This window comes from Roseofilum sp. KMC-1 (assembly GCF_057802075.1).
On sequence record NZ_CM173605.1, the window covers coordinates 3,962,761 to 3,987,167 of the forward strand.

The 24,407-nt window shown below is 45.3% G+C and carries 23 protein-coding genes; 11 read left to right on the forward strand and 12 right to left on the reverse strand.

Going from position 1 to position 24,407, the window contains the following annotated elements; translation table 11 throughout:
* Nucleotides 1–4 precede the first annotated feature (4 nt).
* A complete protein-coding gene (locus AC3FZD_RS18200; RefSeq protein WP_488740383.1) occupies nucleotides 5–1,723 on the reverse strand; it encodes an ABC-F family ATP-binding cassette domain-containing protein in 1,719 nt (572 codons plus the stop codon).
* A 297-nt stretch (nucleotides 1,724–2,020) separates the two neighbouring features.
* Here AC3FZD_RS18200 and AC3FZD_RS18205 point away from each other — a divergent pair, with 297 nt between their 5' ends.
* Nucleotides 2,021–2,317, forward strand: coding sequence for a hypothetical protein (locus tag AC3FZD_RS18205; protein WP_488737374.1), 297 nt, complete (start codon nucleotides 2,021–2,023; stop codon nucleotides 2,315–2,317).
* A 78-nt stretch (nucleotides 2,318–2,395) separates the two neighbouring features.
* Here AC3FZD_RS18205 and AC3FZD_RS18210 read toward each other — a convergent pair whose 3' ends face one another.
* A complete protein-coding gene (locus AC3FZD_RS18210; protein ID WP_488737375.1) occupies nucleotides 2,396–3,334 on the reverse strand; it encodes an XDD3 family exosortase-dependent surface protein in 939 nt (312 codons plus the stop codon).
* Nucleotides 3,335–3,531: 197 nt separating this feature from the next.
* Between AC3FZD_RS18210 and AC3FZD_RS18215 the strand changes: the two genes are divergently transcribed.
* Nucleotides 3,532–3,693 carry a hypothetical protein gene (locus AC3FZD_RS18215; RefSeq protein ID WP_488737376.1) on the forward strand — a complete coding sequence of 54 codons (162 nt, stop codon included), beginning with the start codon at nucleotides 3,532–3,534 and terminating at the stop codon, nucleotides 3,691–3,693.
* Nucleotides 3,694–3,827: 134 nt separating this feature from the next.
* Here AC3FZD_RS18215 and AC3FZD_RS18220 read toward each other — a convergent pair whose 3' ends face one another.
* The 3 genes from AC3FZD_RS18220 to AC3FZD_RS18230 all read right to left on the reverse strand — a co-directional run bounded on the left by AC3FZD_RS18220 (nucleotide 3,828) and on the right by AC3FZD_RS18230 (nucleotide 7,613).
* Complete coding sequence (locus tag AC3FZD_RS18220) at nucleotides 3,828–4,775, reverse strand: GUN4 domain-containing protein (RefSeq protein WP_488737377.1); 948 nt, start codon at nucleotides 4,773–4,775, stop codon at nucleotides 3,828–3,830.
* 230 nt (nucleotides 4,776–5,005) lie between these two features.
* On the reverse strand, nucleotides 5,006–7,264 hold the full coding sequence (locus tag AC3FZD_RS18225) for a heavy metal translocating P-type ATPase (RefSeq protein WP_488740384.1): 2,259 nt from the start codon (nucleotides 7,262–7,264) through the stop codon (nucleotides 5,006–5,008).
* A gap of 226 nt (nucleotides 7,265–7,490) precedes the next feature.
* Nucleotides 7,491–7,613 carry a photosystem II protein Y gene (locus AC3FZD_RS18230; protein WP_488737378.1) on the reverse strand — a complete coding sequence of 41 codons (123 nt, stop codon included), beginning with the start codon at nucleotides 7,611–7,613 and terminating at the stop codon, nucleotides 7,491–7,493.
* Nucleotides 7,614–8,019: 406 nt separating this feature from the next.
* Here AC3FZD_RS18230 and AC3FZD_RS18235 point away from each other — a divergent pair, with 406 nt between their 5' ends.
* The 6 genes from AC3FZD_RS18235 (at nucleotide 8,020) to AC3FZD_RS18260 (ending at nucleotide 12,555) form a co-directional block, all read left to right on the forward strand.
* On the forward strand, nucleotides 8,020–8,898 hold the full coding sequence (locus AC3FZD_RS18235) for a response regulator (protein WP_488737379.1): 879 nt from the start codon (nucleotides 8,020–8,022) through the stop codon (nucleotides 8,896–8,898).
* On the forward strand, nucleotides 8,898–9,200 hold the full coding sequence (kaiB, locus tag AC3FZD_RS18240) for a circadian clock protein KaiB (protein ID WP_488737380.1): 303 nt from the start codon (nucleotides 8,898–8,900) through the stop codon (nucleotides 9,198–9,200). Before AC3FZD_RS18235 ends, kaiB begins: the two co-directional genes overlap by 1 nt.
* 42 nt (nucleotides 9,201–9,242) lie before the next feature.
* Nucleotides 9,243–10,778, forward strand: a complete 1,536-nt coding sequence (gene kaiC / locus AC3FZD_RS18245) for a circadian clock protein KaiC (RefSeq protein WP_488737381.1) — start codon at nucleotides 9,243–9,245, stop codon at nucleotides 10,776–10,778.
* A gap of 12 nt (nucleotides 10,779–10,790) precedes the next feature.
* On the forward strand, nucleotides 10,791–11,282 hold the full coding sequence (locus tag AC3FZD_RS18250) for a hypothetical protein (RefSeq protein ID WP_488737382.1): 492 nt from the start codon (nucleotides 10,791–10,793) through the stop codon (nucleotides 11,280–11,282).
* 107 nt (nucleotides 11,283–11,389) lie between these two features.
* On the forward strand, nucleotides 11,390–12,088 hold the full coding sequence (locus AC3FZD_RS18255; protein WP_488737383.1) for a calcium-binding protein: 699 nt from the start codon (nucleotides 11,390–11,392) through the stop codon (nucleotides 12,086–12,088).
* Between the two features lie 131 nt (nucleotides 12,089–12,219).
* Nucleotides 12,220–12,555, forward strand: a complete 336-nt coding sequence (locus tag AC3FZD_RS18260) for a DUF4870 domain-containing protein (RefSeq protein WP_488737384.1) — start codon at nucleotides 12,220–12,222, stop codon at nucleotides 12,553–12,555.
* Nucleotide 12,556: 1 nt separating this feature from the next.
* Here AC3FZD_RS18260 and AC3FZD_RS18265 read toward each other — a convergent pair whose 3' ends face one another.
* From AC3FZD_RS18265 to rimO, 3 genes are all read right to left on the reverse strand, one after another.
* Entirely contained in the window at nucleotides 12,557–13,003 is a 447-nt protein-coding gene (locus AC3FZD_RS18265; protein WP_488737385.1) for a hypothetical protein, read from the reverse strand.
* A 48-nt stretch (nucleotides 13,004–13,051) separates the two neighbouring features.
* Nucleotides 13,052–14,488, reverse strand: coding sequence for a DEAD/DEAH box helicase (locus AC3FZD_RS18270; RefSeq protein ID WP_488737386.1), 1,437 nt, complete (start codon nucleotides 14,486–14,488; stop codon nucleotides 13,052–13,054).
* 89 nt (nucleotides 14,489–14,577) lie between these two features.
* Entirely contained in the window at nucleotides 14,578–15,900 is a 1,323-nt protein-coding gene (rimO, locus tag AC3FZD_RS18275) for a 30S ribosomal protein S12 methylthiotransferase RimO (RefSeq protein WP_488737387.1), read from the reverse strand.
* Between the two features lie 406 nt (nucleotides 15,901–16,306).
* On the opposite strand from rimO, the gene AC3FZD_RS18280 reads away from it, so the two are divergent.
* The 3 genes from AC3FZD_RS18280 (at nucleotide 16,307) to AC3FZD_RS18290 (ending at nucleotide 19,258) form a co-directional block, all read left to right on the forward strand.
* Nucleotides 16,307–16,990 carry a Crp/Fnr family transcriptional regulator gene (locus AC3FZD_RS18280; protein WP_488740385.1) on the forward strand — a complete coding sequence of 228 codons (684 nt, stop codon included), beginning with the start codon at nucleotides 16,307–16,309 and terminating at the stop codon, nucleotides 16,988–16,990.
* Nucleotides 16,991–17,032: 42 nt separating this feature from the next.
* Nucleotides 17,033–18,832 carry a M61 family metallopeptidase gene (locus AC3FZD_RS18285; RefSeq protein WP_488737388.1) on the forward strand — a complete coding sequence of 600 codons (1,800 nt, stop codon included), beginning with the start codon at nucleotides 17,033–17,035 and terminating at the stop codon, nucleotides 18,830–18,832.
* Between the two features lie 111 nt (nucleotides 18,833–18,943).
* The gene (locus AC3FZD_RS18290) at nucleotides 18,944–19,258 is read left to right on the forward strand and encodes a hypothetical protein (RefSeq protein ID WP_488737389.1); all 315 of its coding nucleotides are present in this window, start codon (nucleotides 18,944–18,946) and stop codon (nucleotides 19,256–19,258) included.
* 8 nt (nucleotides 19,259–19,266) lie between these two features.
* Here AC3FZD_RS18290 and AC3FZD_RS18295 read toward each other — a convergent pair whose 3' ends face one another.
* From AC3FZD_RS18295 to leuS, 4 genes are all read right to left on the reverse strand, one after another.
* On the reverse strand, nucleotides 19,267–19,875 hold the full coding sequence (locus AC3FZD_RS18295; protein ID WP_488737390.1) for a hypothetical protein: 609 nt from the start codon (nucleotides 19,873–19,875) through the stop codon (nucleotides 19,267–19,269).
* A gap of 24 nt (nucleotides 19,876–19,899) precedes the next feature.
* Nucleotides 19,900–20,766: a hypothetical protein gene (locus tag AC3FZD_RS18300; protein WP_488737391.1), complete on the reverse strand. Its 867-nt coding sequence runs from the start codon at nucleotides 20,764–20,766 to the stop codon at nucleotides 19,900–19,902.
* Between the two features lie 363 nt (nucleotides 20,767–21,129).
* Nucleotides 21,130–21,690 carry a Uma2 family endonuclease gene (locus AC3FZD_RS18305; RefSeq protein ID WP_488737392.1) on the reverse strand — a complete coding sequence of 187 codons (561 nt, stop codon included), beginning with the start codon at nucleotides 21,688–21,690 and terminating at the stop codon, nucleotides 21,130–21,132.
* An 83-nt stretch (nucleotides 21,691–21,773) separates the two neighbouring features.
* Nucleotides 21,774–24,332, reverse strand: coding sequence for a leucine--tRNA ligase (gene leuS, locus AC3FZD_RS18310; RefSeq protein WP_488737393.1), 2,559 nt, complete (start codon nucleotides 24,330–24,332; stop codon nucleotides 21,774–21,776).
* Nucleotides 24,333–24,407 lie beyond the last annotated feature (75 nt).

The following is a 24,407-nucleotide window of genomic DNA, read 5'->3' on the forward strand; positions in this document are numbered from 1 at the left end:
CCTATTAATTCGCTTTAGCTTGCTTTTTCGCCTTTTGTTTTGCTTTTTGTTTCTCCCGTTTAGCAGTCGTTTTTTCCGCTTTGGCTTTAGCAATGGCCGCTAATTTTTCCTGGTCTTTTTCTTCAGCAATTTTATCGAGATAATAATGGTAGTTGCCCAGGTAAATGTGAAACTCACCGTCCCGAATCTCTACGATTTTATTAGCCACTTGGGAGATAAAATAACGGTCATGGGAGACAATAATGGCTGTGCCATCATAATGTTGTAGAGCTTCTTCCAACATTTCTTTAGCCGGAATATCTAAATGGTTGGTCGGCTCATCTAAGATTAATAAATTAGCCGGTTGTAACAGCATTTTCGCTAGGGCTAACCGGGCTTTTTCTCCTCCACTGAGGGCTTCGACTTTTTTATAAACCGTATCCCCACTAAAGAGGAAGCGGCCTAACAGGGTTCGCACTTCCTCATTTTTCCAATCAGGGACTTCATCATGAATGGTATCCATGACGGTTTTATCTAGGTCTAAAGCTTCTGCTTGGTTTTGTTCAAAATAACCGGGGATCACGTTATGTTTACCTAGGCTGATGCTGCCTTCTATGGGTTTTTCCCACCCCATCAGTAATCGCAGTAGGGTGGATTTTCCGCAACCATTGGGGCCTAAAATGGCGATGCGATCGCCCCGTTCAATGGCTAGGGATGCCCCCAGAAACAAAATTTTCTCATCATACAAGTAGGTTAAATCCTTGATATTCACCACATCTCGACCACTGCGGGGGGAAGGAGGAAAGCGAAAATGTAGGGTTTTGAGGTCACTAATCGGGGCTTCGATGCGTTCAATTTTATCAAGCTGTTTCTCCCGGCTTTTGGCTTGGGTACTGCGGGTGGCACTCGCCCGAAAGCGTTCGATATAGGCTTGTTGTTTTTCCAGTTCCTTTTGTTGATGTTCGTAAGCACTCTGTTGAGCGGCTTTTTGTTCAGCTTTTTGTTGGAGATAGGCGGAATAGTTGCCGAGATAAGTTGTCGAGACTCCCCGCTCTGTTTCCACAATTTGGGTACAGAGGCGATCGAGAAATTCCCGGTCATGGGAGACAATCACCATAGGAAGAGTCGAGTTTTTGAGATAATTTTCTAACCATTCAATGGTTTCTAAATCTAAATGGTTGGTTGGCTCATCGAGGAGGAGCAGATCGGGCGATTGTAGGAGAATTTTTCCCAATTGAATTCGCATTTGCCAGCCTCCAGAAAAGGCACTGACCAGGCGATCGCCATCATCCGGTGCAAATCCCATTTCCGGTAACATCTTCTCGATCTGCGCGTCTAACCCATAGCCATTTAGCGCCTCAAAGTGCCGTTGCTCTTTATCCAGTTTATGGATGAGGATCTCCAGCTCGTCTGGGGTAGCGGTTTGCATCTGATGCTGAATTTCGGCGATCGCATGATGAACCGCATTAGCCTTATGGAACACCTTCCAGAACTCTTCCCGCACCGTATCCCCCGGTTCAACATCAAATTCCTGGGTCAAATAGGCGATTTGTAAATTCCCTGGCCGGATCACCTCCCCAGAAGTCGGCTCAATTTCCCCCGCAATAATCTTGAGCTGGGTCGATTTTCCTGCCCCATTCACCCCCACCAAACCCACGCGATCGCCGGGTTTCACTTCCCAGTTAATATCATTTAGCACTTGGCCAGTTGAATAGATTTTGCTGATATGCTCTAGTCGCAGCATTAAAACCTCCAAGGGCAGGATAACCGTCAAGATTTAGGGGAATGAGTCGATGGGCCTCCGGTTTTGCCTTAGAATCACAGAGCATAACCGTTAGCATTCATCAGGGGTTTATAATTCTTAACCATTATATCTGGTTCAGTCCCCTAATCCTGATTTTCCCCAAATTTCTCGGTTAAATGTGTTGTTTAACACCCAAGAAGTGTAAACTTATCTCACTGAAACTCGAATACAGGGTCTCAAGTATTGAGGCTTTACCTAAATAATTATCCATTCTGACTGTTATCTTTAAACCCAGCTATGGCCACATCCTCTAACTCAACTCCCCCCATCCTGTCGAACGAATCGAGATCCTTACACCTGACCACTCAAATTGCCCTGTATCTTAAAGACTCCCCCCAAAGTCAGCCCCTCTCCACCTTCATCGAAGTCAGTCGCATTCCCGTAATGGGGGAATTTATTGAAATGGGAGGCACGCTTTATCGCGTCTTTCTGGTTTGTCACCAACCCGAATCCCAAGACGTTATCGCATCCATCGGCGCAGTTAAAACCCCTTGGGAATCCTGCCAAAACTTAATTGAGACCCAAAATCTATAACCCTTTCCTCACTTCCAAGAAGTAGGGGCGGGTTTCAAACCCGCCCCTACTTAATTACCATTGATTGTATTGACTGTATTAACTGTGTTGACGCAGTTTGCTACCAGCCAGCATCAAACCAACTAAGGCTAAACCAGCTACTGCGGTGGGTTCGGGAACCGGAATACTAGGTACTTCTACTTCTTCAAACGTTCCTTTCAGAGCGATACCATCGTTGGTGCATTCAGCGAACAAATAAGAGACGAACTCACCAAGCATTTCTGGCGTTTTGGTGAAGCTAAAACCAAAGGTTTGAGTTCCCAGTTTATTGTTTTCTACTCCAAAAGCGTTGGAGAAGTTCAAACCCAAGCTGCTCAGTTGAGTTGAATTGAGCAATTGGAAATTGTCGTTTTCTACCTTAGTTCCAGACTTGATAGAGGTGGGAGCGCCACGGCTAGTCGTGTAGAAAGAGGTTTCAGAAGATTCTAAATCACCCAAGGATTTAACACCAGCATTGCGGTCTGCGACGTTCTGAGCGCGGTTTTTGGTGTAGTCGTAATGTTGTTTAATTGTAGACCAACCATCGTTATTGGCAGTGACGTTTTTGGTGGTGATATCTTTGTACAGACCTAGAGCGTTGGTTCCTTGTGCCGCATCAAGGGCTGCGCTGTTGAGTCCCCGTCCGAAGGAGTCGTTGGTTTGGGCGAAGTGAATACCATACTGCTCGCCACCTACACTGAAGAGGAAGTCACTCCAACCAATATTCCCATCTTTTGCGCCGCTATGAGATGTTCCCTGTAGCCCTAGGTTTGTGTTTATCCCAACCGTGATGGTGTCTCCATCTTGGTGAACTGCCATACCATAGATTTCGTAGACAGATACTCCGTTGGTATATCCTCCGGTTCCATCATTAAAGTAGTCGCGAGCATAGTTCCAACCGTTGACGAAGGTTCCGGCTTGGGCAACTCCGGTCATGCTGAGTAAACAAGCGGTGGTGGCAGCAGTACCGATAAGAGTTTGAATAGAATTAAGTTTCATGAAGTTTGCTCCTTGTGTTCTCTGTTGAGTTGTCGATCCAAGAGCCGTCTTCAAGGTTAATCAAGTAATAACGATGGATGCACGCAAACCTAACGACTTTTGGATGGCTCTGTTTTCACCCTATATTCAGCATATGCCAGTTCTTCAACTGTGCCATCAGGAGAGTTGCTGAATTTAGGTGGTGTTTAAAATGAAGGATGGATAAAGAATGGGGTAGTTCACCTGAAAGACGGGTGAAGCATTGGAAGGGGAAGGAGGCGATCGCCCTAAACACCCGTATTTTTAAGGCTCGGCTTTATTTCTCTGTCCAAAAAGTAATGAAATCTACGCAAGTCTTCACCCGTTGCGCTGGGAGGTAGAGAAAGATTTCTTAAATTAGTCCAGCGTAGTAACAGTCTCCTCAGTCCCCATTCCGGAATGGGGCTAAAAAAACCGGGTTTGTACCAGAACCTGGGATAAGAGCGACAAAGTTAGCCACAAACCCGGTTGCTCATCAGGTTTGTAAGTATTCTAGAAGTTGTTCGCGAGACCATTGGCCCAGTTTTAGCAGTGCGTTGGCAAACTCGTCTTTGGGAAGGGCGAGCATTTTCTCTTTGATGGCTAACAGTTCTTCATCAACTTCGGTAAATTTGTCCTTTAAAAAGGCATCGATGAGAGTAGCTCGCTCTTCTTCTAGTTCCCTGGCGAGTTCTTCTTGGTACAAGTTAGAGGATCTGATCCGTTCTTTTTCGGCAACCTTTTCCAGGTGTGCTTCAATTTCTGGATCGGGTGGAAATTCCGACCATTCTTCACGACACAGGAGGATTTTATAGACATTTAGATTCAGTTCAGGTACATACGGAAGGTGACCTATGGGTGCTTGCTCAAGATCAACAATTAAATCAGCATCAGTAATCCAACTATCATCTGTGTACCAACCTAGAATCTTACCAAAGTCGTTTAAAACGATTTCTCTAGATTCTTCAGTTCCTCCCATGTCTCGATAAATTTGACTTTGAATACTAAAACCAAATTTACCATAGCTGTATTTGTTCCAAAGGTAATCCATAATTTGTAAATCTTCAGCAGGAGTTCTTTCTATGTCTTGTTGAGTAATATGCTCACAACTTGTATATCCAGTGACAGTTTGTAATTGAAAGGCTGTTTCTTCGTCTGCTTCTTGCCAACGTCCACATTTTAGAAGATATTTTAATCGGGCATAATCTTGTCCAGAAGAAGATTGTAAAGGAATGTCATCTGAGGGTGCATCGGGTTGAGTCTCTGACTGTGAGGGTTGAGCGTCAGCAGGGGGAGCCGGTGGCGTGGGTGTCGTATCGGATAAACAGGATGCTTGCATCTCTGCAACCTGCGCTTTGAGATGCGCTTGTTCTTTCGTTAACCGATCCACCTGTTCCGCGAGTTGAATCAAACGCACCTCAAAACGAGTCTCTACCTCTTCCATAGTGTTCTCCAAGGGGATGTAAGATTAAGTGGGGGATGACCGGATGTTACCGTCACGATCGCCATAAACCCCACCCATGAGTATATCAGGATGGGAGCAATATTAAGCACTGGCTTTATGTGGTAGGTTTTGATCCCCCCAACCCCCCTTAAAAAGGGGGGCAGAAAAATTCCCCCTTTTTAAGGGGGATTTAGGAGGATCTTTCAGCTCTACCTCATAAAGCAAGGGAATCAATGGGGTTTAAAGTTTTGTAATCTTAAGGCGTTGGTGACGACAGAAACGGAACTTAACGCCATGGCTCCTCCGGCAATCATGGGATTGAGTAACCAACCAAAAACCGGATATAAAATACCAGCAGCAATGGGGATGGAGGCGGTGTTATAAACGAAGGCGAAAAATAGGTTTTGGCGGATATTATTTAGGGTGGCATGACTGAGTTGAATGGCGGTAATAATGCCTTGTAAGTCGCCAGAAATTAAGGTGATATCGCTGGCAGCGATCGCCACATCGGTTCCTGTACCAATGGCTATCCCCACATCCGCTTGCGCTAAAGCTGGGGCATCATTAATCCCATCACCCACCATCGCCACTAATTTACCTTGCTGTTGCAATTCCCTCACTTTATCGGCTTTGTTTTCGGGACGCACTTGGGCGAAAATCTGGGTAATTCCCACTTGGGCGGCGATCGCCTCTGCGGTATGCTGATTATCTCCCGTGAGCATCACCACCTCTAACCCCATGCGCCCGAGTCGCTTAACCACGGCTTCCGAGGAGGGTTTCAGCGCATCGGCGATCGCCAAAATTGCCTCCACTTCTCCATCTACTGCCATCCAAATCACCGTTTTTCCCGCACTCTCCCACCGATCCTGATACTCGCTCAATAGCACATCCTGAGAAGTTTTCACCTCCAGATTAACCCCCAACTCCTCCATCCATCGCCGAGTTCCCAACTGGATCAGGTGGTCAGAACTATAACCCTGTACCCCACAGCCAGGAATGGACTTAAACTGCTCTGGATCGCTGAAAGGTTTTTTCACCCCCTGACGCTTGCTATAGTCTACTACAGCCTTTCCTAGGGGATGCTCAGAGGATTTTTCTAGACTGGCTGCAAGCTCTAACAGTTTCAACTCATTCCCTTGGGCTGTTCCCAACCGGGTGATATAGTCGGTAACCGTGGGTTTGCCTTCCGTCAGAGTTCCGGTTTTATCTAAGACAATGGTTTGCACCTGATGGGCAAGTTGCAAACTTTCCGCTCCTTTGATTAAAATCCCCTGTTGCGCCCCTTTTCCAGTTCCCACCATTACCGAAGTGGGAGTCGCTAACCCCAAAGCGCAGGGACAAGCAATGACTAAAACGCTGATGGTGGTTACCATGGCTAGGGTAAGGTTTCCCGTCAACAGTATCCAGGTGAGAAAGGTGATGATGGCGATGACTAATACCGCAGGTACAAACCAGGATGTGACGCGATCGGCTAATTTTTGAATAGGCGCTTTAGAACTTTGGGCATCTTTCACCAACTGGATAATCTGGGCTAAAACCGTATCTTTGCCCACCCGCATAGCTTCCATCTGAAAACTCCCGGTTTGATTGATCGTTGCGCCAATGACTTCATCACCCGGTTGTTTATCGACTGCCACACTTTCCCCGGTAACCATGGATTCATCAACGGTTGAGGAGCCTTTCACGACTTTACCATCGACGGGAATTTTTTCTCCAGGACGCACCAAGAGGCGATCGCCCACCTGCACCTGAGTTAAGGGAATATCCTGCTCTTCCCCATCTCGAATTACCCGTGCGGTTTTCGGTTGCAAGCCCATTAGAGCGCGAATTGCCGATGAAGTTTTGGATCTGGCTTGATGTTCCAGCATTCTCCCCCACAAAATCAGGGTAATAATCACCACTGCTGCCTCATAATACACATCGGCACTCAAGCCTGCGCCCACAAAAAAACCAGGAAACAGAGTCGGAAACAAAGAATAAAAATAGGCCGAACCCGTCCCCAAAGCCACCAAGCTATTCATGTCTGCGCTCTTGTGTTTCAGGGCTTTCCAAGCACCCACAAAAAACGAGCGACCACACCAAAACAGTACCGGAGTTGAGACCAGCCATTGCAACCAAGGGTTATGGAGCCAATGGGGCCAACCTGGTATCGAAAGTCCCGTCATCATGGGGAAAGATCCCACCACTAAGAGAACTGAAGCGGCTCCCCCAAGCCAGAGTTTTTTCTCTAACTTTTGTAGCTCTGGATCGGACTCTTCCTCTTCTATTTCAGTTGAGGCAGGAATATTGGCTCGATATCCTACATCGGAGACTGCTTTTTGAATCCGCTCTAGGGATACTGCACGAGGATCGTATTTAACGGTTGCTTCTCGAAGGGCAAAATTAACGGCACACTCGGTTACTCCAGATACTTCTTGAATGGCACTTTCTACCCGTTGGGCACAACCAGCACATGACATTCCCTCTAGTTGTAGCGTTTGTTGTTGCATCATATTTCCCCCTCGAATCCATTCCCTAGAGCTTAAAGTCTCCAGTGGGGTGGAGAGTCAAGGGAAATGGGGGAATGGGGGAATGAACAGCCGACTTAGTAAGACTTTGAGCTATTCTGGCTATCTTCAAAAATAGCCTAATCGTCCCTCATAACAGGGCCAAGTCTATAAGGGGCTAGAAAATTCTAGCCCCTTAACCCACAAAGGATTGACCTGGTGTGGAACTCTAAGCTTCTCTATTGTTTAAGAAGGTTTGAATCTGGTTTAAAGCGGCTGCACCAATATTGAAAACAGCCCATCCTCCAGCTACAGCTATGGGTAATAAAACGACCACTACGCGCCAATCCATGATTTATCCTCCAGATTCAGTAAAGTTATTTATCAATTTCTCATACTTCTAGTTGTACCGCAAACTGGCATAGTTGGGTAGATTGGGTTGAATTGGGTGGGGGGATGGGGAGTTTCCGATCTGGGGGAGTTGTTATCGGTGTATTGTAGGGGCAAGTTTGAAAGCGATCGCTACAACCGTCTTTCAAGGCGATCGCACCAATGAATTCAATGAAGAATGGTCATTCTATTGTATAAAAGCTGAATTTTAGTATAAGCTAAGTTCATTGATATAATTTGAAAAAATTGTTTACATTAATAGGAGATGAGCCGTATCCAGGGAGGAAATCTTGACACGACTAAATTATACTTTAATTCATCCGCTTAATCTTACCCAACCCATACCTTTGGGTATGGAAGGTTAAGTTATGATTGTTTATTATGTTTTATTTATCACTAAAGATACCCAAGATTACACTCAAATCGAGCGGTTCTTAAATGAGGTTCCCAGTTCAGCGACAGCCGATCTAGAGTTTCAAATTGACTATGGTCATAACTTAGAAGAAGCAATCGCTCAACTCTGTGCCAAGCACTTTGATGCCTTGTTACTCTCTCTCAATGCCCCAGATAGTCAAGCCATGGAAACCTTACAGAGCTTCCAACAGCAGTTTCCGTACCTTCCGATTGTAGTATTAACGGATAGTAAGGATGAAACCCTGCGGGTTCAATGTCTACAATTAGGGGCACAGGGATATCTAGTCAAAGATCAAATCGATAGTAAGCTGTTAGTGTACTCCCTACGATTGGCGATCGAGCAAAAACGCGAACTAGAGGTTTTACAACAAAATCAATTAAAACGACTACAAGAACAAGAAATTCTCGGACTTAAGCACATTGCGGATACAGCCAAAACCCAGATCACCGCTAAACTGTTTGGATTATCCCTATTACGAGAATCTTCTCCCGAAATTTTTCAAGAAATCGTGCAACAATATGGAGAGTTAATGGACTTATCTATGGAACAAAGAGCTTATAAAGTCGAACACAACATTTCTGAACAGCTCAGGAACATGGGGGAACAACTTGGTTTCTTAAAAGCCTCTCCTAGAGATGTAGTTGACATTCATACTGAAGTTTTGAAAGATAAAACCCAAAAAAGTAATCCGATCAAAGCCCAAGCTTATGTTTCTGAGGGGCGATTAATGGTTTTAGAATTAATGGGCTACTTAGCCTCTTACTATCGTAAATATTTTATTGGCTTAAGTAAACTAAACGTCACCAAAAATTACCAAAACCTGAAACCGTAATGCACTACTATTTACTCAAACTCTATATTACTGGGAATACGCCTAAATCCCAACGAGCGATCGCCAATCTTATAGAGATTTGTAATGCCGAACTTGAAGATCAATATGAACTGAAAATCATTGACGTTTTAGAAGAACCAGAATTAGCCGAGACGGAACGAATCTTAGTCACCCCCACCCTGATTAAGCAACTCCCTCAACCCATTCAGAGGATTATTGGAGACCTATCCAATGCAGATAAGCTACTCTTGGGACTAGATTTGATTCCAGAGAAGAGGGACAATGAAAGACAAGAATCTTAAGATTCCGATCTATTCTATCCTTAAGCAATCAAACCACTGTTGATGACTCTAGACAAGTATCCAGACTCAGGCGCAATTGAGAAGCTTGAAACCGGTATTCCCGGATTTGACTTTCTCTCCCAAGGAGGCCTACCCAAACACCGGGCCACCTTAGTGGTCGGCACAGCAGGGAGTGCAAAAACTGTATTTGCAACCCAATTTCTGACTGAAGGAATTAAACGGGGAGACAATGGTATATTTATCACGTTTGAAGAACCCCCAAAAGCCATCCGTAAGAATATGTGCGGGTTTGGTTGGAAAATTCAGCAATGGGAAGAAAACCGTCAATGGGCCTTTGTTGATGCTTCTCCCCAACCCGGAGATAAACCGATTGTCAGTGGCGAATACGATCTCGGTGCATTGTTAGCCCGGATTGAGTTTGCTATCCGTAAATACAATGCAAAAAGAGTATCAATGGACTCTTTGGGGGCGATCTTTTCCCACTTGAGTGATAATGCCCAAGTTCGCAATGACTTGTTTAAAATTGCCTCTGTCCTGCGAGAGTTAGAAGTTACGTCTATTCTAACGGCCGAGCGTACATCAGAATATGGTGAAATTAGTCGCTATGGTGTGGAAGAATTCGTCGCTGATAATGTGGTGATTTTACGCAATGTCCTCTCTGAAGAGAAGCGTCGCCGCACCATCGAGATCCTCAAATATCGAGGTACAGAACACCAGAATGGGGAATTTCCATTTACGATCATTCCCAGACAAGGCATTACGATTATACCTCTATCGGCGATCGAACTCGAACAACGCTCATCTAATATTCGCATTAGCTCAGGAAGCTTAGAACTCGATCGCATGTGTGGAGGTGGGTTCTTCCGCGATTCCATTATCCTCGTTTCTGGAGCCACCGGAACCGGTAAAACCTTAATGGTGACGGAATTTATGGTGGGGGGGTTTAAAAATAACGAGCGTTGTCTGCTATTTGCCTTTGAAGAGAGTCGAGAACAACTCTATCGCAACGCGATCGGATGGGGGGTAGACTTCCAAAAAATGGAGCAAGAAGGCCTTTTAAGAGTCGTCTGTCGCTATCCAGAAACCACGGGTTTAGACAATCATCTCATTCAGATGAAAGAAACCATTGAAGACTTTAAACCTAATCGTGTTGCCGTTGATAGTCTTTCTGCCCTAGAGCGAGTCTCTAACTTAAAAGGATTTCGGGAATTTATTATTGGATTGACCTCCTTTATTAAACAACAAGAAGTAGCTGGGTTATTTACCTCGACGACACCAACCTTGGTTGGGGGAACATCGATCACTGAAGCCCATATTTCTACCATTACGGATTCCATTATTTTACTCAGATATGTGGAAATGTATGGAGAAATGCGGCGGGGACTGACGGTCTTAAAAATGCGGGGTTCCATGCATGATAAAGATATTCGCGAGTTTTCCATCGATGGAGACGGAATGCATATCGGTAAACCCTTCCGCAATGTGACCGGTATTTTAGCGGGCAATCCCATGTATATTGCCCAAAGTGAGGTCGATCGCCTCACCGGTTTATTCGATCAAGGTGTTGATTTTAGCTAAGGACTCTAATCCATGACTTCTGCTAATCCATCGGAACAAGACGATCGAATTGAACAAGATGCTCGTGCTGGACGCGAGTTTTCCTTGGCCGAACTCATCGGTCGAGAAGGGGGAAATTTCTTGAAAGGGGAATCCCCGATTCCTAAACTCGCCCAAGCTAGGACTGAAATTAACCGCTTTATTGTCAATCACTTACCCGATTCATCCGGCTGTTTACAATCGGTTTTACAAACTTGGGTCACCCTGGATGAAGCGAAAGTGAGTCAATATTTAGACGAACCATTACGCGCTCTTGAGGAGATCGTTATCTCCATTTTAGAGAATCAACAGTTACTGTATGAATTGGTCAAGCAAGTGGATTTTAAGTGGGGTCAACTCTATCAAGAGAAACCCTATTTTCAGCAACCGGGCCAACCTCCTCATCCAGAGGACGAATATACCCATGAATCGGTCTATCAAACCCTGAGTGAGTTTCTGGACGTAAAGTTAGGGAATAGGGAATAGAGAAGTGAAAGATTAAACTTTCTTCGTTTTTCTGGACAAATTGCCCCTAGAATTGCGATCATGCAAGAGCGGTTGGCGCTTATTTTTGGTGGTGAGGAAAGATCTCTATGGCAACGATTACGGGAACCCCTTTCAATGATTTTCTCGGTGGAACGCCCTTTTCCGATCTAATTTTAGGCTTGGAGGGTAATGATAGCCTCTATGGTGTTGATGATAACGATCAAATCTATGGCCATCAAGGGGTAGACCTGATTTTAGCGAACCGAGGCGATGATGTGGTGTTTGGTGGCCAAGGGAATGATGTGATTTTTGGGGGGCAAAATAACGATCGCATCTTTGGCAACCGAGGCGACGATCAGATCAATGGCAACCGGGATGAAGATCAGATTTATGGGGGCCAGGGAAATGATATCCTCCAAGGAGGCCAAGGACATGACCAATTATGGGGCGATTTTGGCGATGATATTCTCTATGGTGATAATGGCAGCGATACGGTAGCTGGTGGTGTAGGCAATGATATTTTTGTGATTGGTGCGTCTACTGCACCGAATGCTCGCACTACGGGAGGCCTTCGCTTGGAAGATGCGGATGTGTTTGTCGATTTTCGTTTGGGAGAAGATGTCATCGGTTTAGCGAATCGTTTGCGGTTTGAGGATTTGGAAATTTCGCCGGGAGTGGGCAATCAAACGATTATTAAGGATATGCAAACGGGGGATTTTTTGGCTATTGTTGAGGGGGTTAATTCAACTCAGTGGACGGCGGCGAATTTCCGGACTGTACCGGGACAGTTTACGATTTGGGTTTAGTTGCCTGTATGCTCTATCCTTTCTCTGTGGCTCTGTGGCGATCGCCTTTCCATCAGCAGACGGTAATCCGTATAGAATATTTTCAATACCATTGATTACCATAAGTATAGAAGTTCTGACTGGAGAAGATAATGTACGATCCAGATAAGCGCAAGTTACTCTCAGCCTTGTGTCAAGGCTCTATTTTCTTTAGTTTATTTTGGGTATCCGTAGGAGTGCCGATCGCCATTTCCGTGATCTCTGACGATCCAGTGGTTAAGGAGAATGCGAAAGAGTCCCTCAATTTCCACTTGAATGTCTGGTTATACGAAATCATTTTTGGCGTATTAACCCTGGTTTTAATTGGTTGGCCTCTGTTGGCACTGTTGCAAATCATGAGTGTGATCTTACCGGTTTTGGCGATCGCTCATTGTCTGAGTCAACCGGAAACCAGCTATCGCTATCCCTTTATCTTTCGCATCCTCTAGATCAACTCAAATAGGCCATCACCCCACCCACGATTAAGCCGAAAGCTGAGGTGATGGCTAAAATAAAAAAGGCGTGCCACTCATTAAACCCCAAGGTTTGTAAATCTAGGCGAGCTAACGCACCAGCACAGAGCAATACAAATCCCCGATAAAACACATGAATTCGGGATAAAATTAACACTGAGAAAAAGCCCAGGGTGACCACCCCTAACAACAACCCTAAATCGCTTTGAAATCCCTTCACCACCCCCTGCTTCAGTTGTCGTAAAGGAGCTGTCAGCAAAGCGGTAAAACTGAGGGCTAACAGGGTTGCCAAAATCCAAAGACGAACCTCCGCCGAAAAAGACGGAGGCTCGTCTAACCAATTCAGGGGCGGCAGGGCCGCTGCAAAACTGGTATAGGCAATGAGCAAAATAGCCAGGGAAGGCCAGGGCAGTTTCTGAATCATTTTCAACTAAGACCTCCCTGATTATACTGTAACTACTTCACCGTAGTTTTAGGATTTCTCACTTGCTCCAACTCTCTCTTCGCGCTTGTCCCGTAGGGAAGATGCATTTTTACCCCGTTTAATCAGCTTAGGCTTAGGAGTGCTGTATGTAACATCATCTTCCGTGGCATCGTAATCGGCTTGCGTCCAAGCAGGACGAGTGCTATCGTAGGCCATTTGCAGAGCAGCAGCAGCGATCGCATGGGGTTCATAGCCTTCTTCACTCAATTTGGCCACCAAAGGCAAGAAGGAAGCCATTCTCTCGCCAGTCACGGCACTACCCACCTGATCTTGCAGGCGGTCAATATGCCGCGCTTCAATCTGAGCGCGAGTGGGAATGGGATTAACCGTTAACCGTTGACGTACATAGCGTTCAATTTGGGTCAGTTTACGGCGCTCAAAGGGTTGTACCAAACAAATCGCCGTACCTTCCTTACCCGCGCGTCCTGTCCGGCCAATCCGGTGGACATAATTTTCCAAGTTATCCGGTAAATCATAGTTAATCACATGGGAGAGATCGTCCACATGCAATCCTCGCGCTGCAATATCAGTAGCGACGACCCAACGCACCTGGCGATGGCGGAAGCGAGCCATTAAGCGCTCCCGTTGGGATTGACTCAAATCCCCATGATACTCATCTACACTATAGCCAGCCGATTGCAACTGACTGGTTAATTCAGCCGCTTGGCGACGGGTACGGACAAAGATAATGGCTGAGTCTGGGCTTTCCATTTCCAGAATCGGTTGTAGGGCCCGTTGTTTCGTCCATCCACGGGGAATCATATAAGCAATTTGCTCAATATGAACCGGTGCAGCTTTGGGTTGTTCAACCGTCACCGTAACGGGGGATTTCAGGAACCGTTGCACTAAGGAGCGAATGGAGGGGGGCATGGTAGCAGAGAAACAAGCCGTTTGTCTCTCTGTGGGCACTTGGGATAAAATTTTCTCCACATCTTGGATAAAGCCCATATTCAGCATTTCATCGGCTTCATCTAAGACCACCCAAGAGAGGTCTTTAAGGGTTAATTCCTTGCGGTCGAGTAAATCAATCACTCGTCCTGGGGTTCCGACCACGATATGCACTCCACTTCTGAGCCGTTGGATCTGGCGCTCAATGGACTGCCCACCATAGATAGCACTCACCCGGATGCGTTTATCTCCGGTTAAATCACGAATGGCTTTGCGGACTTGTTCGGCTAATTCTCTTGTTGGAGTCAGAACCAGGGCTTGGGGGTTGTGTGCCTCAAGATCGAGGTTCTCTAAAATCGGCAGCGCAAAGGTTGCGGTTTTACCGGTTCCGGTTTGCGCTTGGCCAACCACATCTTGATTCTGAAGTAAATAGGGAATGGCTTTGATTTGAATTTCTGTGGGTTCAACAAACCCGATGCTTTCTAGGTATTGGGCACGATTTTCAGAAATTCCGAGGTCTTGAAATGAAACAGTCATTAATACTCCTTAGTATGAATGGAAATTTTAAGTCCAATGTCAACGTGAGTTAACGCAGGAAGGCGAGGGTTACTCATCGATGTATTGCTCTAGACCCAATCGCCATAGAGGTCATAGGCATCCGCATCTGTAATTTTGACCCAAATCATTTTTCCTAGGGGTTCCGAATGGTCTTGAGGTCTGACATAGACGAGACCATCGACTTCTGGAGCAAATCGGGCAGAGCGACCGATTAAATCTTGGGTGTCTGGGAAAACTCCTTCCACTAGCACCTGGACGGTTTTGCCAATTTCTGCCTGATTTCGGCTTAGGGAAATGGGTTGTTGTTGCTCCATGAGTTGATTACGGCGCTCTTCTTTGAGCGGTTCCGGAACCGGGTTAGCCAAGCGAGAAGCGGGGGCTTCTTCTTCGGGAGAGAAGGCAAATACGCCTACATGATCGAATTGATGGCGTTCTACAAAGTCACACAAGTGATCGAAGTGGGTTTGGGTTTCACCCGGAAAACCGACAATAAAGGTGGTTCGGAAGACTCCATTGGGGATCGCTTGTTTGAGGTTTTCGATGATTTGATCGTTGACCTGACCTTGCCAAGGGCGATTCATGGCCCGAAGAATATCTGGATGGGAGTGTTGCAGAGGTAAATCGAGATAGGGGAGAATATTGGAGGTTTCTTGGATGGCGGCAATCACCTCTGGGGTAAAGCCAGTGGGATAGGCATAGTGCATCCGAATCCAAGGAACATCAACCTGTCCAAGGGCCCTAAGTAGTTGAGCCAAGGCTGGCTCTCCATAGAGGTCAGCTCCATAATTGGTGGTAATTTGGGAAATCAAGACCAGCTCTTGAACCCCTTCATCCGCTAACCTTTGGGCTTCAGCAACGATGGATTCGATGGGGCGCGATCGCTGCTTCCCGCGCAGGTGGGGAATGATGCAAAACGCGCATTTGTAATCGCATCCTTCGGCAATTCTCAGATAGGCAACGCCTTCTGTGGTTGTCCGATAACGGGGGGTTTGGTGATCGGCGATGTAGGTGGGATTAGAGGAAACGGCGATCGGGCGATCGCCCTCTTGCACCTTTTCCATCACCTCCACAATTTTGTGATAATCTCCTGTCCCCACCACCGCTACCGCTTCCGGTAGGGCATCGAGTAGGTCTTGTTGATAATGTTGGGCCATACAGCCCGTAATCACGATTTTTTTATCTGCCTCTGCTAGTTCGACGAGGGTTTGAACCGATTCTTGCCGAGACTGTTGGATAAAACTACAGGTGTTAACAATGACATAATCGGCTAACTCTTCGTTTGAATCGACACCGTAGCCTGCTTCAACAAGCAAACCGAGCATGTGTTCGGTGTCGATTCGGTTTTTTTCACAGCCCAAGTGGGCGATCGCAATGGTTGGCTTATTGCCCATGGAGTTTTTCAATCAGTGGATCACAGGATATAGACTCAGTTGGGAAAGCTAGGATAGCTTTGCCCTAGTCCCTAACCCGTTTGAAATGCACCGCTTTCGTGCCGTTTGATCCACTCAATGGGTCGTCCTCGGCCTTTGACGGTGGCTTCAAGCATTATCCTAGCGCAAATTTGAAGTTTTGCAACATTCCTATACATTTTTACTTCATTTGGGCGGCTCCTTCTCCTTGATTCCGTCGCTTGCTCCTGCCCACCAGCCGATAGAATTGACGTAGGATAGAACGATTACTTCTCGGAGTAGCTCTAGTCAAACTCAGCTCATCCGAAGTCTTCTCTGTCCGATCCTTCCCCAACCCTAGGTCTACCTCTAACCCCTTCTGTTAAGCGTAATGCCAACACCTTTCATGTTGACTACTGAAGAATTTAGTGAACGATTTCCCTTATTCAATACCGCCAATCCGGAGACTCTCGATCGCCTATTATCCATTGCCCAAGAACATGAATATCCCGCCCAACGAGCGGTTTTAATGGAAGATGCTTGGGGAAATGCGGTTTTTTTCATTGTATCCGGTTGGGTCAAAGTCCGCCGTCTGTCTGATAAGAATGATATGACGATCGCCATTCTCGGCCCGGGTAATTTTTTTGGCGAAATGGCGATTTTAGATGAATCTCCGCGATCGACTGATGTGATTGCCCTGTGTCCGGTTAACTTAGTGAGTGTATCAGCCCAGCGTTTTATTCAAGCTCTGTTTAATGATTCCCAGCTCCATCATCGCATGTTGCAATTAATGGTTCGCCGTCTGCGGCAAAATAATGTCCGTTTTCAACTGCGAAACCAGCCGCCAGCCGTTAAACTGGCCAATACCTTGGTGCGGTTAGCCGAAGACTATGGCACGGATACGCAACAAGGGGTAGTCATTTTTAATGCGGACTTTCAAGATTTGGCGGATGTCTCTGATATCGGCTTACAAGAAACTCAGAAAATTATGGAAAAGCTGCAAGAAAAAAAATGGATTGCGATCGATCTTGAAGAAAACCGACTCTGTTTAATTAACAAAAAGCAACTCAAGCATTTAGCTGGAATGGGTTAAACTCATCTTTATGATGTCTATTTCTATTTCATCTTAACGATCATGACTCAAGTCTCTATACCTCAACCTGTCCTCAGCGATCGGGATCAAGTGGCGATCGCCTATCAAGTCGCTATGCCTCAACCGAGTAATCACTTCTATGAAGTGAGTCTACACATTTCTGCTTGGCAAGCTGATCAACTTGACTTGTTATTTCCCGTTTGGAGTCCTGGCTCTTATCTCATCCGGGAATATGCTAAAAATTTACAGGAATTTCAAGTTCATAATTTAGAACAAAATGCTTTAATCTATCACAAAAAAAGTAAAAATTATTGGCAAATAAATACAAAAAATACTTCAGAAATTCTCGTTTCCTATCGCATCTATGCCAATGAACTCACCGTTCGTACCAGCCATTTAGATATCTCCCATGCCTACTTTAATGGCACTTGCCTATTTTTCCAAGTTCTGGGTATGGAACAAACCCCCATCAAAGTAAAAATCATCGTTCCCGATCCCACTTGGAATATTAGCACTGCCCTCCCCAAAGTAGCCGGAGAATTTGCCACATTCCAAGCCAATAATTTCGATCACCTTGTTGATAGTCCCTTTGAAATTGGCACTCACGCTATTTATCACTTCCAAACTCTCAACAAAAACCATGAATTAGCCATTTGGGGACAAAGTAATCTAGTCGCCGAAAGAGCTATTAATGATATAGAAAAAATCATTAAAGTGGAATCAGAACTCTTTGGCGGACTCCCCTACGATCGCTATCTGTTCATCCTCCACCTGGCTCGCAGTCGCGGTGGACTGGAACATAGAGACTCCTGTTCCTTAATTTTTGACCGCTTCAGTTTTCGCGATCGGGAAAAATACACCTCTTTCATGCAATTAGTCGCCCATGAATTTTTTCACCTCTGGAACGTTAAACGGTTGCGACCTATCGAACTAGAAACCTATGATTATGCCCAAGAGAATTATACCTCATCTCTGTGGTTCTGTGAAGGCACAACCTCCTATTATGATCTAGTGATTCCCCTGCGAGCTGGAATTTATGATGCTCGCCATTTCTTGAATGAACTAAGCAAAGAAATTACCCGCTATCAAAATACCCCTGGGCGCTGGATTCAACCCTTGCATGAATCGAGTTTTGACGCTTGGATTAAGCTCTATCGCTCCGATGCTAATAGTCGTAATAATCAAATCTCCTACTACCTCAAAGGCGAGTTAGTATCTCTGATACTCGATCTCATGATTCGTGCCCACCATGAAAACCGGCGATCCCTCGATGATGTCATGATACAAATGTGGGAAAAATTCGGCAAAACCGAAACGGGTTATACTCCAGAGCAACTGCAAACTACCATCGAATCTATTGCCCATATCCCTCTAGAAGAATTTTTCTATAAAGCCCTAGAAACCACTCAAGATCTAGAGTTAAACACCTATCTCAAACCCTTTGGGTTGCAACTCAAAGCTGAGATTAAATCCCCCGATATTCCCCACTTAGGCATCACCGTCAAATCTGAGCATGGCATGACAGTTGTTAAATATGTAGAACTTCATTCTCCTGCCTATGACATGGGTATTGATGCTGGGGATGAACTGTTAGCCTTAGAGGGTTGGCGTGTCCATGCAGACGACCTCAATCAACGCTTAAAAGACTATAATCCAGGAGATTCTATTACCCTAACTCTCTTCCATGAAGATCGACTCAAAACCTTAAGCATTACCTTAGCTACACCTAAGCCTACATCCTATTACCTGAGTCCCTTACCCAACCCTTCATCCTTACAAGTGAAAAACTTTGAAGGATGGTTAGGAGTCCCTTTGAAAAATGTCTTTAGCAATGGGGGATAAGTGCATCGTACTTTCCCTATTTTCTGGAGCATTTCATGTGGGCGATCGCCCCAGTAATCTCAACATTTGTATTAGAATAGAAACCAGCCTCAAACAAAAAGGAGCAAACAAATGGCAGTCGTGCGATGGACAGATGAAATGCTGGACGAACTCTCTTCAAGTGTTCGTGAGTTACGGGAAAGCATTAGCGAGGTCAAAGATAGTGTAGAGGGATTGAGAATCACCTCACAGGCACTCTTGCAAGTTGCAGCTCAACATCAACGCCATATGGAACAGATGGAAGAACGTCAAGCGGAAATGGAAAAACGTCAAGCGGAAATGGAAAAACAGCAAGCGGAAATGAAACAACGTCAAGCAGAAAATGACGAGCGTTTTAATATTCTCCTGGAAGAAGTCCGTTACTTGATTCGACGCAATGACAATTAATTTTTTGCTTACGGATTAACTTGTAATTGACATTGCTCAAAAACGTAATTAACGGCGTTGAATAATTGATCTAAATCGTAAATCGTGTAAGATTTAATGTTTTTGGTGAAGGCGCGATCGCGCAATCTCCCAAACTCCCACACTTTACCATTAGAAACTATGCCAAAAATCGTTTGCTCTTGAATCCCATTAATTTTTTGACAAGCCACCATTTCCGCTCCACATTGTCCCCAACCGCCAGTAAAATCATCTTTCTTTGCTTCTATCACTACAAAAAAAGGTTGCTCAAAAACAATCTTGCCTAGAGGAGATTTATGTGCTAATATGTAATTTGGGACTCCGGATAAATCTTCATCATAGATTAGGCTTTGATGGCTCCACAGTAACCAGTTTTGTTTATAAGCAAACCAAACTTCAGTTAAAATTGGTGCGATTAAGTTTTCGCAAATCGCAGCTTCTGAATTATCAATAATACCTTCTCTTAAAACAGTTTCAAACCGTTGCTTGAAGTAATCGTTTAAGGTGAATTCAGAAGGTAAAATAAAATTATGCTCTTGGTAAGTTAACTCAAAAGATTGAATAACCATTGCCAGGTTTTTATAGCCAGTAAAAGGCATTGTATTTTCTCCTTGCAATATTTGCTATCGCACTGACCAATCCTCTAACGCCATTTCAATTACACTATCAACTGACTTAAAATCATCATGAGTTAGGGGTCTAAGCTTCTGACGAGATTTCATCTGTTTGCGATAATTGATATAATAGTCTTCAAGTGTGTCATAGATTTGCTCGTCGTTAAACGGATATCTTAATTCGATATTGCATACATCACTCATCCACATATTAGAATCAGTTAGCTTGTTCACATGATAAAAGTCATCCGTCTGGATGCTAACTCCACCAAGTATTCTACCCCTTTGAAATTTTTTATTTCTCAAATTAGCTCGTTTTGGAATAATCCACATAGTTGGCAAGTGAACAACAAGAGATAATCTTTTTTCTTGATATTTTTGGCCACAATAATAACTAAAATGGGCACAAGTTTTCTTTTCTATCATTTTTCCTTGCTTGTTAAACTTGCCAAAGCTCAGATCCTTGCTATGAGAGGAGCGATTTACCTCACTCTCAAATTGGATGCTGGGATGATAATCCAGAATCTTCTGAATGATCTCCAGGATTCTATCCTTAATCTCTGGCTGTGTCAGTAAATAGGCTTGAAGAAAGGGTGGTAAAGAATCAAATAGGGAATCTTCAACCACTTCAATATCTTGTTTGCGATAGACTTTTCCCTCCAAGTCTCGCAAAATCAAACAATAACGGTTGTCTTTCGTGCGATCGATTTCATAGTGTAACAGTAAACTATTCGGCAGATGACGAGCGGCATACTCTTTAGCGGGAGTCGAAAAATCAGCAGCAATTGAAATTAAAGAAAACTCTTGTTTCCAGTCCACTTGGGAAAATTCTTCACCGTCGGGAGGATGGCGCATTAAGGCTTTTTTATAGCGCATTAACTGATCTAGACTGGCTTTACCGCCGCTATTTTTCAGTTCGATAATTGCTAACCGGTTTTGTGCATCAATGGCTAAAATGTCCGATCTATTTTTTTCATCAATGAAATATTGTTTAGCGACCGGATTTAAATCTAGAAGTTGAGAGAGATGCAGCCAGATAAACTCCTCAAGTAAAGCTTCCGATTTAAATACAGCGCTTCGCGCGGTAATGAGGTACAGTCGGAAAAGATCTCCCTAAATCCCCCTTAAAAAGGGGGACTTTGACTGCCCCCTTTTTTAAGGGGGGTTGGGGGGATCGAAATGTACCGCATAGCAGCGAAAACTGCTGTAAGAATTTACCTTTGTGAAATTTGATCATTTTCAGGTGACAAAAATATCGGATACAGGAATTAAAAGATCGGAAAATGCCAAGGGGGTGACTTCTTCTGTGACTGAAAAATCCTGCCTGTCTCGATAGTCATTTCCTTGAGGAAAGCGATAAACTATTACTATTCTAGAGTTAATATCCGCAATCCAATATTCTGGGATATTTTCTTGGGCATAGAGTTCTTTTTTTACAGACATATCGTAACTTCGAGTTGCCTTGGATACTTCAACAACTAGCTCGATATCCTGGGAAAAAGGGTGATGGTCGATATATTGCGATCGCGGCAACTTTGCGACCACAATATCGGGTTCTGGTTCCGATGTCGATAAGGTAATCGGTTTAGCTTCTCGGACATAGGCTCGTCCTGCGATTAGCCGTTCCAATTTTTTCGCTAAATTTTCTTCAAAATAAGCGTGTTCCGTGCCTTGAGGAGACATTTCTATAATCAGTCCATTAATCAATTCTACCCTGCGTTCCTTGAATATACCGCTCTCGATCATTTGATGATATTCTTCAAGGCTGAAATGGGCAATTTCTGGAGCTATGATCATCATTTTATCCTCCCTTAGAAAGCCCTCTCCCTCAATCCCTCTCCCATGGGAGAGGGACTTTTTGGGGGATGAGGGCATAATCTCTCTTAACCAGACACCACAAAATTAACCAATTTGCGCTTAGGAACCACAATCACCTTCTTCACTTCCTTACCCTCAATATAGCGTTGGGCAACTTCGGAATCACGGGCATATTGTTCTAACAGCGCTTGATCTTCAGTGGCAGGGACTTCAATTGTGCCCCGTGTTTTACCCATAATTTGAATCACCAGGGTAATCTCATCGACAACTAGGGCGCTCTCATCAAAAACCGGCCAAGATTGACGGTGAATGGAGTCCTGATAACCCAAATTTTGCCATAATTCTTCGGCTAAATGGGGAGCAAAAGGCGCAAGCAGAAGCAATAAGGTTTGAATGCCTTCTGCGTAAACCGGGGAGGATTTGCAAGAGGCATCATTGAGGGCGTTACTGAGTTTCATCATCTCGGAAACGGCAGTATTAAACTGATACTCTCCTTCTAAATCATCGGTGATTTCTTTAATGGCGGTATGGATGGCGCGACGGAGATCTTTTTCAGCTTTGGTATGGGCGCTTTCCTGTTGGGAATTCCCTTGGGCAAACTCCATGACTAAGCGCCAAACTCGGTTGAGAAAGCGAAATTGTCCTTCAACATCAGCATCATCCCATTCGAGGTCTTTTTCGGGGGGCGCTTTGAAGAGGATAAACATCCGTGCGGTGTCTGCGCCGTATTTACCCAAGACGGTTAAGGGAGCAATGCCGTTGTATTTGGATTTGGACATTTTCTCATAGCAGGTGACCAGAGCATCGCCGGTATTGGGATCGGTGGGTTGGCTCAAATCTGCTATTTCATCGGTGCGAATATATTTACCGGTATGGGGATTTTTGTAGGCGATCGCCTGTACCATACCTTGAGTGAGCAACCGTTGGAAGGGTTCGTCGAAATTGAGCAAACCGCGATCGCGCAGCACCTTAGTAAAAAACCGAGAGTACAATAAGTGGAGAATCGCATGTTCAATCCCCCCCACATACTGATCCACCGGCATCCAATCATTGGTTTTTTCAGTATCAAACACTGCTCCATCATTCTGAGCATCCGGATAGCGCAAGAAATACCAAGACGAATCAATAAAGGTATCCATCGTATCCGTTTCCCGTTTCGCCCCAGTGCCGCAAGTGGGGCAATCTACATTCACCCAATCTTCTAACTGCGCCAAGGGAGACGCACCCTTACCCGTAAACGCCACATCCTCCGGCAACCGTACCGGAAGCTGCTCGTCGGGAACCGGAACCGCCCCACAGTTGGGACAATGGATAACAGGAATGGGAACCCCCCAATACCGTTGCCGAGAAATCAACCAATCCCGCAAGCGATACTGAACCCGTGCCTTCCCATACCCCTTACTTTGGGCATAATCAATGATTGCCTGTTTGCCTTGGGTGGAAGGAGCGCCGTTAAAAATCCCCGAATTTACCATATAACCGGGTTCCGTATAGGCTTCCCTCAAGCTTTCCGGCACTTGTCCTTGAGTCGGTGAAATCACGATCTTAATCGGTAACTCTTGCCGCGTCGCGAACTGGAAATCGCGCACATCATGGGCGGGAACCCCCATCACTGCACCGGTTCCATACTCGTACAACACATAATCGGCAATCCAGATGGGAATCTCTTCCCCCGTAAACGGATTAACCGCCCGTCCCCCGGTGGGTATCCCCCGTTTAGGTTTATCTTCGGCCGTGCGTTCCATATCACTTTCCCCCTCAAGGGATGTGATAAACTCAGTGACTGCCTGCTGTCGGTCTGGGGTAGTTACTTTCAGGGTTAAGGGGTGTTCGGGTGCTAAGACTACATAGGTCACCCCATACACGGTATCGGGACGGGTGGTAAAGACGGCAATTTTTTCATCGAGTCCGACAATGGGAAATTCTAGATAAGCCCCCACGGATTTCCCAATCCAGTTGGCTTGCATGAGTTTCACCCGCTCCGGCCATCCGGAGAGTTTATCTAAGTCTTGCAAGAGTTCTTCGGCGTAGTCGGTAATCTTGAAAAACCATTGTTTTAAGAGTTTGCGCTCGACTTTGGCTCCGGAGCGCCAGGAATAACCCTCGCTGTCTACCTGTTCGTTAGCGAGTACGGTTTGGTCTACGGGGTCCCAATTGACGGCTGCTTCTTTCTGATAGGCTAAACCCGCTTGGAAGAATTGCAAGAAAATCCATTGCGTCCATCGGTAGTAGTCAGGGGAACAGGTGGCGACTTCGCGATTCCAGTCGTAGGAGAGTCCTAAGCGCTTGAGTTCTGCCTTCATTTGGGCAATATTTTGGTACGTCCATTTGGCCGGATGGATACCCCGCTCAATGGCCGCATTTTCTGCTGGTAGTCCAAAGGCATCCCATCCCATGGGGTGCAGGACGCGATAGCCGCGCATCCGATAGACCCTGGCGATCACATCAGTTATTGTATAGTTTCTGACGTGACCCATATGCAGGTTTCCTGAAGGGTAGGGAAACATGGAAAGGGCGTAGAATTTGGGTTTCTCTGGGTCGGTCAGTGTGGTGTCTACTCCTTGTTCCGCCCAGGTTTGTTGCCATTTTTCCTCGATTTCAACTGGATTATAGCGAGATTCCACGAATTAAACTCCTGCGGGGTCATTCTTTACTGTTTGACTATTTTGACACAATCTGGCCTGGGTCGGCCTGTTCTC